Genomic DNA, 12,295 nt, shown 5'->3' on the forward strand with positions numbered 1-12,295 from the left:
GTGGCCGGTCGGGCGGGGCGGGGCGCCGACGGAGTGGGGCGGCGGGCCCGGGGGCGGGACGTCGGGTGCGGCCGGGCGGGCGGGCCCTCGCGGGTTCGCCGGTGCGGTGGAACGCGCCCTGAAGGCAGGCCGCCGAAGGCCCCACGGGCGACTGCGGGATCATAGGGTGGCGCGGGCGTCCGCCCCACCGACCGAGAAGGAATGGCTGAACCATGAGCAGCGGTGACAACACCGGCGAGCGCAACCCCTTCGCGCCGCCGCCGGCGGATGCCCCGGACCAGCCGTGGCAGCCCCGCAACCCCGGGCCCGCCGGAGGTTCGGACGGTTCCAGCGGTTCCAACGGTGCCGACGGCACCGACGGCGGCGGGAACCCGGACGGGCGGCCCGAGGTCCCGCCGCCGCACCCGTGGAGCCCCGGCTACCAGGGCGACGGCTGGCACCCCCGCCCGCCCGCCCCGCAGCCGCCCAAGCTCGACCCGAGCGACCCGGCGCAGCGCAAGGCCCGCAACGCCGCGCTGGCCGGTATGGGCGCGCTGGTCTGCGCGTTCGCCTCACTGCACTACGTGGCGCTGTTCGTCGGCGCGCTGGCCATCGTCTGGGGAGTCGCCGCGATGCGGGCCCCCAAGCCGGCCGCCGCGACCGCGACCGGCGGGGCGGCACCCGCCGCCGGCGAGTCCGCCGCCCCCAACCCGCTGACCCCGGCCGCCCTCGCCGGGGTGCTCACCGGCGCGATGACGGTGGTCTTCGTCTCCTCGGTGATCGGCCTCAGCCTCTACTACAACGACTACGTGACCTGCGTCCGGGACTCGCTCACCTCGACCGGCGCGGACAACTGCGAGCGCCTCGCGCCGAAGTGGTACGTGGACATCACCTCGAAGAGCGAGTAGCGGGTAGCGGACGGGCGGACGGACGGCGGCCCCGTCAGTCCAGCTCGTCCAGGCCGGTCGCGTCCTCCGCGGCCGCCTCCGCGCCGTCGGCCGACCGACCCAGCCGCAGCACCACGGCGTACGCGCGGGCGCGCAGCCACAGCACGCCCCGGCGCGCGCGGCCGGCGATCGCGCCGCTCCCGGGGGCGCCGACGGCCCCGGGCAATCCGACGGTTCCGGGGCCGACGGTTCCGGGGACGCCGACGGTCCCGCCCCGGGAGAGGCCGACCGCGTCGGTATCGAGTCCGGTGTCCGCCCCGGCCGCCGCCGTGGTGGCCGACGCCCGGGCCGCGACCCGGGCCCGGGTCAGCAGGGCGCCCGGGACGGCCACCGCGGCGATCCAGCCCGCCGCCGCCAGCCCCGTCCGCCACGGCGCCGGGCCCAGCTCCGCCATCCGGCCGCCGGCCAGCGCCCCGCCGGAGAGCCAGCCGAGCACCGCGGCGGCCGCACCGGTCAGCAGGGCCACCGCCAGCACGGCGACGACCGTCCCCGCCGGCCGCCACGGGCCGGGCCGGGCCGGCGCCGGCTCCTCCCGCTGCCGGATGGTCCGGTCCGCGCCGCCCGGGTACCGGGCCCCGGCCGCCGCACGGCCGATCAGGACGGCCGGGACCACCCCGGCCAGGGCCGGCAGCAGGCAGACCAGCTGCCGCCAACCGCCCGCGCCGGGCTCCGCCAGCAGGGCGAACAGCGGGAAGTCCGGCACCGGCCCCCGCACCGTGCCGGACGGCGCCACCACCGTCCCCGCACCCGCCGCGAACCCCGGGCCCAGCGCGTAGGCCGTCCCCCAGAGCACCGCGTTCGGCAGCAGCGCCACGCTGAGCAGCAGCAGTCCGGCGACCGCGGCCGGGCCCTGAGCGAGCGCCGCCGTGCCGTGGCCGCCCCCGGTCACCGCGTCCAGCAGCGCCGCCACCGCGACCACCGCTGCACCCGCCGCCACCAGCCCCGCACCGGCGGCCAGCGCCGCCGACCGGATCGCCGCCGCGCCCCCGTCCAGGCGGGCCCAGGCGGGCAGCCCGTCCAGCGCCCGCCGCCGGAGCACCCGCCAGGGCGCCGGCCAGGACGTCGGTCCGGACCTCGGCGAGGGCGCCCCGGTCGCCCGGGCGCCGAAGGCCGTCGCGACGGCCGCCACCAGCGCCACCACCAGGACGTCCGGCAGCACCCGCGCCCGGAACAGGCCCGCGCCCGAACACTGCGCGACCACCACCACGGCGACGGCGCAGTAGCCGGACCACACCGCCAACGGACCGCTCCAGCGCGGCCGCAGCCGGCGCCGGGCCGCCGCCCGGGCACCCGCGCGGTGGAGCTGGCCCACCGCCAGCAGGCCGAGCAGCAGCGGAGTCACGGTCAGCGGGGCGTCCAGGGCGCCGCGGAGCACCGGCGCGCCGTGCCCGAGCAGCCAGAGCGCCCCGGCCAGCCGAACGGCGCCGGCCGCGCCGTCGTCCGCGTACGGGGTCACCACCCAGAGCCCGAGGGCCGGGACGGCGACCACCGCCAGGCCGAGCAGCGCCGTCCGCACCCCCGTGAGCACGTCGGCCAGGACGGGTCTGGCGCCCAGCTCGCCCGGCACTTCCAGGATCGGACGGCCCATCAGCTGCGTCATGCGCCTCATGGTGCCAAGGCGACTCGCCATGCTCCGTGAAGAGGCAAACCACCGTCGTGTCCCAGATTATTGGCTTATGCGCATTTTCAGACCCTGCCCTCATGCCGTCGCCCCCGCTCCGGCCCGGAGCGTCTGATGACCACGCCGCCGACCGCCGAGCGCCCGGCCGACGCCGCCGCCGCCAACCACCCCGCCCGGACCGCCGGATCCGCCGACCCCCCGGCACCCCAGGGACGCCCCGGGAGGGAACGCCCCGGAAAGGGCCGGACCGAACGGGGCCGGGGGGCGCAGGCCGCCGCGGGCGTCGCCGGTGCCGCGGGTGCCGACGGGCCCGGCCGGGCCACCGGGGCGAACGGGCCGGCCGGAGAGCAGAGCGAGGCGCTCCGGCTGCTGCGGCAGTTGACGCCCCGTGAAGCCCAGGCCCTCGCCCACCTCGCGGCGGGCCGGGACCTCGCCCAGTCGGCGGCGGCGCTCGGCGTCACCCCGGCCACCGCGCGCAGCTACCAGCACCGGGCCATGCGCAAGCTCGGCACGCGGACCCACGCCGAGATCGTCGCCTTCGCCGCACTGCTGAGCCCCGCCCAGGGCGCCTCCGGGGTGCCGGGCCCGCCGGACACGCCGGGGCCCGGCACCCCGGTGGAGCAACCGGCCGGGCGGGAACGGCGCGGGCACGCCAAGGCCCGGCCGACCGGCCCGGGCGACGCCGCCTCCCACGGAGCCCCGCGCCCCGGGGAGGAGGCCCCCACGCCGCGACCCGCCGCCGACTCGACCCCCACGCGCCCCGGGACACCCCGGCCGAACGGCGGCAAGGCCGGTGCCGCGCACACCCCCGCCGCCTCCGGGACGCCCCGCACTGACGACGGCACACCCGGCGCCCCGGCCACCGGCGCGGTGAACACCCCCACCGCCTCCGGGACGCCCCGCACCGACGGCCGCACCGCCCCCCGGAGCGGACCGGCGTCAGGCGCGCCGCCGCGGCCGAACGGCGGCAGGCCGGCCGGCACCGCCGCGAAGCCGCCCGCCCGGACGAACCCCGCCGACGGCCCCGCACCCGCCGGGTCGCCTCGCACCGACGGCGGGAGCGCCCCCGAGCCGAACGACCACAGGCCCGCCGCCGCCGCGCTGGCCGCCGCGAACGCGGCAGGTGCGACCTCGGAGCCCCTGGACGCCGTACCCGTACCGTCCTTCGAGGAGCTGTACGAGGCCGCCCACACCCGCCTGGTCCAACAGGTCTTCCTGCTCACCTCCTGCAAGCACCGCGCCGTGCACTGCGTGCGGCTGGCCTTCGGCGAGGCGCGCCGGCACTGGGACGAGGTGGCGGCCGGGGCCGATCCGGAGGGCTGGGTGCGGGCGCGGGCCTGTGAGGCGGCGCTCTCGCCGTGGCACCGGGGCGGTCCGCGGCGGACGCACGTCTGGCGGCTGCCGCACCGGCGGATCAAGGTCCGCCCGGCCGACGAGTCGCAGGCCGTACTGCCGGACCACGACCGGCTCACCGACCGGGACCGCGCTCTGCTCAAGGCGCTCAAGCGGCTCTCCCGCCCGCAGCGCCGGGCGCTGGTGCTGCACGACGGCCTGGGCCTGCCCGCCACCGCCGTGGCCGTCGAGGTGGAGTCGACCGTGGCGGCCGCCGAGGGCCGGGTGTGGGCCGCCCGGGCGGCGTTGGCGGAGTGGGTACCGGACCTGGTCGGGTCCGATCCGGCCGCCGAGGGTTTCGCCGACGGGCTCGCCGGACTGCTGCACCGGGCCGCCGTCCGCGGCTGCCCGGAGCCGCAACGGCCTCCGGTGCCGGTGCTGCGCGCCAGGCACCGACTGGCGAACGCCACCCGGACCGGGGCGGCGGTGCTGATCACGGTGGCGGTCGGCGGCGCGGCGGCGGCGACACTGGCCGGCAGCGGCCCGGGGTCGCTGTTCCACCGGGCCCCCGAACCGCCGAAGCAGGCGGTCTGCGGCGCGGTCAACGGCTCCGCCGTGCCGCTCGTCCCGGACGGTCCGCCGACGGGCATCCGCAGTCTCTGGTGCAGTCCGACGCCCGGGGTCGAGCCGGTCGTGGCGGACCCGCCGCCGCCCCGGGCGCCGCTGTGGGAGCTGCCGGCCGCCGCGCGCGCCGCGGCGGCCCTGCCCCCGCCCGGCTCGGCGGGCGGGCCGGCGGCCTGCACCCGCTGGTCGCTCCTCCCCTGCCCGGCGGACCGCTGAGCGGCCCGCCGACGGAGTCCCCGGCCTCCGACCCGGGCCAGGGCGGACGCCGGGGCGCCGGGGCGACGGGGCGCCGGGACGCCGGGACGCCGGGACGCCGGGGCGCCGGGGCGACGGGCCACACCTCACCGGCGACCGCCGGAGCCGCGGCCGGATCGGCGAACGGTGGGGCCGCCGCTCTCCCGGCCGGAGGCCCCGCCACAACGGCGAGCGCCCCGCCCGGAGATCCGGACGGGGCGCTCGATGCGCAGGGCGAGCGTCAGCCGTTGATCAGCTCACGCGCCAGGCGGGCGGTCTCGGACGGCGTCTTGCCGACCTTGACGCCGGCGGCCTCCAGGGCCTCCTTCTTCGCCTGCGCGGTGCCCGAGGAGCCGGAGACGATGGCGCCGGCGTGGCCCATGGTCTTGCCCTCGGGGGCGGTGAAGCCCGCGACGTAGCCGACGACCGGCTTGGTGACGTGCTCGGCGATGTAGGCCGCGGCACGCTCCTCGGCGTCGCCGCCGATCTCACCGATCATGACGATGAGCTCGGTCTCCGGGTCCTCCTGGAAGGCCTTGAGAGCGTCGATGTGGGTGGTCCCGATGACCGGGTCACCGCCGATGCCCACGGCCGAGGAGAAGCCGATGTCCCGCAGCTCGTACATGAGCTGGTAGGTCAGGGTGCCGGACTTCGACACCAGGCCGATCTTGCCGGCCTGGGTGATGTCCGCCGGGATGATGCCGGCGTTGGACTGTCCGGGGCTGATCAGGCCCGGGCAGTTCGGGCCGATGATCCGGGTCTTGTTGCCCTTCGAGCCCGCGTACGCCCAGAAGGCGGCCGAGTCGTGGACCGGGACACCCTCGGTGATGACGACCGCGAGGCCGATCTCGGCGTCGATGGCCTCGACGACGGCGTCCTTGGTGAACTTCGGCGGCACGAAGATGACGGTGACGTCGGCACCGGTCTTCTCGATGGCCTCGGCGACGGAGCCGAAGACGGGCACGTCGGTGCCGTCGACGTCGACCGTGGTGCCGGCCTTGCGCGGGTTCACGCCACCGACGATCTGGGTGCCCGAGGCGAGCATGCGGCGGGTGTGCTTCATGCCCTCGGAGCCGGTCATGCCCTGGACGATGACCTTGCTGTCCTTGGTAAGGAAGATAGCCATGGTGTTAAGTCCCCTTCCTTACTTGTTGGCCAGCTCGGCGGCACGGTCGGCGGCGCCGTCCATGGTGTCGACGCGCTGCACCAGCGGGTGGTTGGCGTCGTCGAGGATCTTGCGACCAAGCTCGGCGTTGTTGCCGTCCAGGCGGACGACCAGCGGCTTGGAGACGTTCTCGCCCTTGGACTCCAGCAGGGCCAGGGCCTGCACGATGCCGTTCGCGACGGCGTCGCACGCGGTGATGCCACCGAAGACGTTGACGAAGACCGACTTGACGTCGGGGTCGCCCAGGATGATCTCCAGGCCGTTCGCCATGACCTCGGCGGACGCGCCGCCACCGATGTCGAGGAAGTTGGCGGGCTTGACGCCGCCGTGGCTCTCGCCCGCGTAGGCGACCACGTCGAGGGTGCTCATGACGAGACCCGCGCCGTTGCCGATGATGCCGACCTGGCCGTCGAGCTTGACGTAGTTCAGGCCCTTGGCCTTCGCCGCCGCCTCCAGCGGGTTGGCGGCGGCCTTGTCCTCGAGCGCCTCGTGCTCGGGCTGGCGGAACTCGGCGTTCTCGTCCAGGGAGACCTTGCCGTCGAGCGCGATGATCTTGCCGTCGCCGGACTTGATCAGCGGGTTGACCTCGACGAGGAGGGCGTCCTCCTTGATGAAGACGACCCAGAGCTTCTGCAGGACATCGGCGACCTGGTCCGCGATCTCCGCCGGGAACTTCGCGGCGGCGACGATCTCGGCGGCCTTCTCCGGGGTGCAGCCCTCGTTGGCGTCGACCGGGATCTTGGCGAGCGCCTCGGGGTTCTCCTCCGCGACGACCTCGATCTCCACACCGCCCTCCACGCTGGCCATGGCCAGGAAGGTGCGGTTGGTGCGGTCCAGCAGGAAGGAGACGTAGTACTCCTCCTTGATGTCCGCCGTCTGGGCCAGCATCACCTTGTGAACGGTGTGGCCCTTGATGTCCATCCCGAGGATCGCCTCGGCCTTGGCGACGGCGTCCGCCGGGTCGGCGGCGAGCTTCACGCCACCGGCCTTGCCTCGGCCGCCCACCTTCACCTGAGCCTTGACGACGGCGCGGCCGCCGAAGCGCTCCGCGATGGCGGCAGCGTCTGCGGCGGTCTCGATGACATCACCGTCAAGCACGGGAACCCCGTGCTTGGCGAAGAGGTCCCTCGCCTGGTACTCGAACAGGTCCACGTGTTTGTCCTTGTTCGTGGTCGCGGATTGTGTCTCTACGAGCGTGCCACGGCAGGATCTTCGCTGCGGGTCGTCGGGGCGGTGCGGGTACGCAGAGGTACGGCCTTGCGGCCCACACAGCCACGGGCGCACACGTCAATCAACACGCGCGTCACGTCCGTCTGGCAGGTTATCCCCGGACGGCAGGCGTGTTTCGCCCGGGACCGGCCCGGCTTGGGTGAGAACCGTCACAGCCAGGCCCCGACCGGCTGCCGCGCGCCCTGCTCAGCAGGTGCGCAGATCAGCGGTGGGGCCGGGCCCGGGTTCGCTCGTCCGGGTGAACCCGCGCACCCGGTCGCTACCCGCCCTGCGGCGGGACGGGGATCGGCCGCTTCTCGATCGCCGCCGCCATGACGTCCGGGAACGCGTCCGGCGTGCAGGCGAACGCGGGGGCGCCGAGCGTGGCCAGGGCGGCCGCGTGCGCGTGGTCGTACGCGGGCGCCCCTTCGTCGGAGAGCGCGAGCAGCGCGACGAACTGGACGCCGGCCGCCTTCATCGCCGCCACCCGCTTGAGCATCTCGTTCCGGATGCCGCCCTCGTAGAGGTCGCTGATCAGCACCACGACGGTCTCGGACGGGCGGGTGATCCTCGACTGGCAGTAGGCCAGCGCGCGGTTGATGTCGGTGCCGCCGCCGAGCTGGGTCGCGAACAGGACGTCCACCGGGTCGCCGAGCTGCTCGGTGAGGTCGACCACCGAGGTGTCGAAGACCACCAGCCGGGTGTCCAGCGTCCTCATCGAGGCCAGCACCGCGCCGAACACCGCCGAGTGCACCACCGAGGGGGCCATCGAGCCGGACTGGTCGATGCAGAGGATGACGTCCTTCTTCACCGCGCGCTGCGCCCGGGCGTAGCCGACCAGCCGCTCGGGGACGACGGTGCCGTGCTCGGGCAGGTAGTTCTTCAGGTTGGCCCGGATGGTGCGGTCCCAGTCGATGTCGCGGTGGCGCGGGCGGTTCACCCGGGCGCTGCGGTCCAGCGCGCCGCCCAGGGTGGCCCGGGTGCGGTCGGCGAGCCGGCGCTCCAGCTCCGCGACCACCTTGCCGACCACCGCACGGGCGCTCTCCCGGGTCGTCTCGGGCAGCGCGTGCTTCAACGAGAGCAGGGTGGCGACCAGGTGGACGTCGGGCTCGACGGCCTCCAGCATCTCCGGCTCCAGCAGCAGGCGGTCCAGGCCGAGGCGGGTGATGGCGTCCTGCTGCATCAGCTGGACGACGCTGGTGGGGAAGTACTCGCGGATGTCCCCGAGCCACCGGGCCACCTGCGGCGCCGAGCCGCCCAGCCCCGCGGTGCGCCGGCCGGACCGCCCGGCCCGGCCCTCCTGCGGCGTGCCCCGGTACAGCGCGGCGAGCGCGCCGTCCATCGCGGCGTCCCGGCCGCGCAGCGCGCTGCCGGTGCCGTCCGCCTCGCCGCCGAGCACCAGCCGCCAGCGGCGCAGCCGCTCCTCGGCGGCGAGGGTGACGGGAGCGGCGGGGGTGGTGGCCTCTGCCATCGGGTGCTCCTTCCGGTCCATCGGGTCAGGTGCGTCGTCGGGTGCGGGTGCGGGCGCATCGGGTCGGGCGCGTCGGTGCGTCGGGTCGGGCGCGTCGGGTGCGGGTGCGGGCGCATCGGGTCGGGCGCGTCGCGCCGGGCGCGCCGGGTGCGGGGTCAGGTGTCGCGGCCCTCGGCCTGTCGGGGGATCCGCGGCGGCCCCGCGGGGTGGACCGGGCAGCCGGGCAGGCCGAGCAGCAGGGCGACCACGGGCAGCGCCGCGTCGGCGCGGGCCGGATCCAGCTCGGGGCCCGTGCCCGCCGCCGCCACCGGCTCGGTGCCCAGCGGACCGGCCGCGACCCTGCTGCCGACGGTGGTGCGGACGCCCGCCTCCAGCGCGGAGAAGGTGCGGCGCAGCAGCGGCAGCACATCGGTGAAGACCTCGGCCGGCACCGCCGTCAGCCACCCGTCGAGCAGGCCGAGCAGCCGGGTGTCGTGCAGCAGCAGGGCGCCGCCGCCGCTGAGGAAGCCCTCCACCCAGCCGGCCGCGTCCGCCGGGGCGTTGGCCGCCGAGAGGACGAGGCCCATCCGGCGGCCGGCCTCCTCCGAGTCGAGCCGTCCGTCGTCCAGCAGCAGCCGGACGGCGCGCCCGCGCAGCAGGCCGGGCACGCCCGTGGCCGGACCGCCGACCGGTTCGCGGCGGGCGAGCGCCCGCAGCGTCCCGGCCCACCGGTCGACGAGCCCGCTGCCCGCCTCCAGCAGGCCGATCGCGCCGTGCACCTCGTCGAGCCGACCGCGCACCGCCTCCGCGCCGGCCGTGTCCAGCCCGGTGCAGGCGGGCGGCAGCCCGACGCAGATCCGGTCGGCGAGGCCGGTCGCGACCTCGCCGAGCGCACGGTGGTCGGTGCCGCGGACATCGCCGTAGCGCAGCGCGCGGACCAGCGCCGGCAGCGCCCCGGCCAGCTGGGCGACGTCGGTGTCGAGCGCGGCGCAGTCGGCGAGGATCCGCATCACGGCGGGCAGCGCGTCGGCCAGCCCGGCCAGCAGGCAGGTCTCGACCAGGGCGGTCAGCTCGGCGAGCTCCACCGCGGCCCGCGCCGCGCCGACCGCCCGGCCGGTCGCCGCCTCCTCGACGGTGGTGCCCCACTGGGCGGCCTCGGCGATCCGGACGGCGAACTCGGGCTGCCAGCAGAGCCGCCAGCTCTCCCGGAAGGTGCCCGTCGAGGTGACGGCGGAGCGGCTCGGCACGCCCCAGTCGATGCCGAGCAGCCGCAGCCGGTGCAGCAGCCGGGAGCGGGCCGCGTCGTTCTCCTTACGCAGGTCCAGGTCCAACTCCCGCGGCTCGACCGCCGGCTTCAGCCGCAGCGAGCGCTGCAGCCGGGTCAGGTCCCGCTGCAACGGCACCGCCGGAGCGCCGTCCGGCACCCCGCCGAGGACGTCCCCGGTGACCAGGCGGTCGTGCACCAGCGCCAGTGCGACGTCCGAGCCGTCGCACATCACCGAGCGGACGGCGTCCAGGGTCTCGGTCAGGCCGGCGAGCGGGCGGCCGCGCATCACCGCCAGCGTCCGGGCCAGCCGGACGGCCTCGATCACGTGCGCCGAGGAGACCGGGTGGTCCTCGGCCCGCAGCAGGTCGGCGGCCCTGGTCAACCAGAGCGGCACCGGATCACCCGTGGTGGTGAACAGGTGGTGGTACCAGCCCGGCGAGACGATCCCGGCGCCGTAACCGCTCTGCTGGGAGAGCCGGCGGTGCGTCCACGGCACCCAGGTGATGTCGGTGCGCACCTTCTTCGGCAGGCCGGCCAGCACCGCCCGGTCGTGCGCGACGGTCGGCAGCACGGCCAGCGCCGGGACGTGGAACGCCCCGCAGACCACGGCGATCCGCCGGTGCCCGGCCCGCTTGGCGGCCCGGATCTGCTGGCGCATGTACGCCTCCCGCAGGTCGTCGCGCCGGACGGGCCCGCCGGGCGCGACGTCCTCGCGCAGCGCCGCCATCGCCTCGGCGACCGCGGCGAACGGGGCCAGCGCGTCGGTACCGGGCGAGCGGTGCTCGATCACGTCCTCCCACCAGCGCTCCGGGTCGTCGCTGCCGGCGGCCTCGGCGAGCATCCCGATCGGGTCCGCCGCCCGCTCCGGCTCCTCCCCCTGCTCCGGCTGCTCCCGCTCCTCGGCTAGGCCGTAGGCCGCCGGGAGGTCGATGAAGCGGACCGGTACGCCGGCGTCGAGTCCGTACCGGATCGCCACCCACTCCGGGGAGAACTCGGCGTAGGGCCAGAACGCGGCCCTGGCCGGGTCGTCCACGACGTGGGCGAGCAGGGCGACCGGTGGCACCATGTCCTTCTCGGCCGCCAGCCCGACGATCGGATCGGCCTCCGGCGGGCCCTCGATCAGCACCGCGTCCGGCCGCAACTGCTCCAGTGCGGCGGCCACCGCGCGGGCCGAGCCGGGACCGTGGTGCCGTACGCCCAGCAGCGTCACCTCCGCGCTCATCGCGCCCTCCCTCCTCGTGCCTCGAACTGACTCGGACTGAATCGAACTGCTCAGCACTGCTCTGAACTGCCTTGAACTGCCTTGGACCGCCTCGAACTGCCGCGAACCGCCGTGAACTGCCATGAACTGCCATGGCGTCAGCGGGCGTTCTCCCGGGCGGCGCGGTAGAAGTCCTTCCAGCCGTCCCGCTCGCGCAGCACGCCCTCGACGTACTCGCGCCAGACCACCTGGTCCGCCACCGGATCCCGGACGACGGCGCCGAGGATGCCGGCCGTGACGTCGCCGGCCCGCAGCACGCCGTCCCCGAAGTGGGTGGCCAGCGCCAGACCGTTGGTCACCACCGAGATGGCCTCGGCCGTCGACAGCGTGCCGCTCGGCGTCTTCACCTTCGTCCGGCCGTCCACCGTGAGGCCGGCCCGCAGCTCCCGGAAGACCGTCACCACCCGCCTGATCTCCTCGGCTCCACCGGGCAGTGGGGCGAGCTCCAGCGAGCGGCCGAGCTGGTCGACCCGCCGGGTGACGATGTCCACCTCCTCCTCCAGCGAGCCGGGGAGCGGCAGCACCACGGTGTTGAACCGTCGGCGCAGGGCGCTCGACAGCTCGTTGACGCCGCGGTCCCGGTCGTTCGCCGTGGCGATCAGGTTGAACCCGCGCACGGCCTGCGTCTCGCCGCCCAACTCCGGTATCGGCAGCGTCTTCTCCGACAGGATGGTGATCAGACTGTCCTGGACGTCCGCCGGGATCCGGGTCAGCTCCTCGACCCGGGCGATCTTCCCGTCCGCCATCGCCCGCATCAGCGGCGAGGGCACCAGCGCCGCCCGGCTCGGACCGTTGGTCAGCAACTGGGCGTAGTTCCAGCCGTACCGGACGGCCTCCTCCGGCGTACCGGCCGTCCCCTGCACCAGCAGGGTCGAATCGCCGCTGATCGCCGCCGCGAGGTGCTCCGACACCCAGGTCTTCGCGGTGCCGGGCACGCCGAGCAGCAGCAGCGCCCGGTCCGTGGCCAGCGTCGTCACGGCGACCTCGACGATCCGCCGCGGGCCGATGTACTTGGGGGTGACCACGGTGCCGTCCGGCAGCTCGCCACCGAGCAGATAGGTGGCGACGGCCCACGGCGAGAGCTTCCAGTGCTCGGGACGCGGGTGGTCGTCCTGCGCGGCCAGCGCGGCCAGTTCCGCCGCGAAGGCGTCCTCCGCGTGCTGCCGCAGAACGTCGGTCATCAGGGGGCTCCTTCGGGTCGGCCGC

General features: G+C 76.0%; 8 protein-coding genes. 2 read left to right on the forward strand and 6 right to left on the reverse strand.

The annotated features are described in order from the left end of the window. Positions 1-212: 212 nt before the first annotated feature. Positions 213-887: a hypothetical protein gene (locus ABT263_RS17485; protein WP_352291266.1), complete on the forward strand. Its 675-nt coding sequence runs from the start codon at positions 213-215 to the stop codon at positions 885-887. 34 nt (positions 888-921) lie between these two features. On the opposite strand, the gene ABT263_RS17490 is transcribed toward ABT263_RS17485, so the two are convergent. After that, entirely contained in the window at positions 922-2,526 is a 1,605-nt protein-coding gene (locus ABT263_RS17490) for a cell division protein PerM (RefSeq protein WP_352291267.1), read from the reverse strand. A gap of 135 nt (positions 2,527-2,661) precedes the next feature. Here ABT263_RS17490 and ABT263_RS17495 point away from each other — a divergent pair, with 135 nt between their 5' ends. Further along, a complete protein-coding gene (locus tag ABT263_RS17495) occupies positions 2,662-4,719 on the forward strand; it encodes a LuxR C-terminal-related transcriptional regulator (protein ID WP_352291268.1) in 2,058 nt (685 codons plus the stop codon). 259 nt (positions 4,720-4,978) lie between these two features. Here ABT263_RS17495 and sucD read toward each other — a convergent pair whose 3' ends face one another. From sucD to ABT263_RS17520, 5 genes are all read right to left on the reverse strand, one after another. Beyond that, on the reverse strand, positions 4,979-5,863 hold the full coding sequence (gene sucD, locus ABT263_RS17500) for a succinate--CoA ligase subunit alpha (RefSeq protein ID WP_329488045.1): 885 nt from the start codon (positions 5,861-5,863) through the stop codon (positions 4,979-4,981). Positions 5,864-5,881: 18 nt separating this feature from the next. Beyond that, a complete protein-coding gene (gene sucC, locus ABT263_RS17505) occupies positions 5,882-7,054 on the reverse strand; it encodes an ADP-forming succinate--CoA ligase subunit beta (protein WP_329488047.1) in 1,173 nt (390 codons plus the stop codon). Positions 7,055-7,391: 337 nt separating this feature from the next. After that, on the reverse strand, positions 7,392-8,582 hold the full coding sequence (locus ABT263_RS17510) for a VWA domain-containing protein (protein WP_352291269.1): 1,191 nt from the start codon (positions 8,580-8,582) through the stop codon (positions 7,392-7,394). Between the two features lie 155 nt (positions 8,583-8,737). Beyond that, the gene (locus ABT263_RS17515) at positions 8,738-11,050 is read right to left on the reverse strand and encodes a DUF5682 family protein (protein ID WP_352291270.1); all 2,313 of its coding nucleotides are present in this window, start codon (positions 11,048-11,050) and stop codon (positions 8,738-8,740) included. Between the two features lie 137 nt (positions 11,051-11,187). After that, positions 11,188-12,270 (reverse strand): ATP-binding protein, encoded by a 1,083-nt coding sequence (locus tag ABT263_RS17520; RefSeq protein ID WP_352291271.1) that lies wholly within the window; start codon positions 12,268-12,270, stop codon positions 11,188-11,190. Positions 12,271-12,295 lie beyond the last annotated feature (25 nt).

The organism is Kitasatospora sp. NPDC001603 (assembly GCF_040298365.1).
In the GTDB taxonomy this organism is placed as follows: domain Bacteria; phylum Actinomycetota; class Actinomycetes; order Streptomycetales; family Streptomycetaceae; genus Kitasatospora.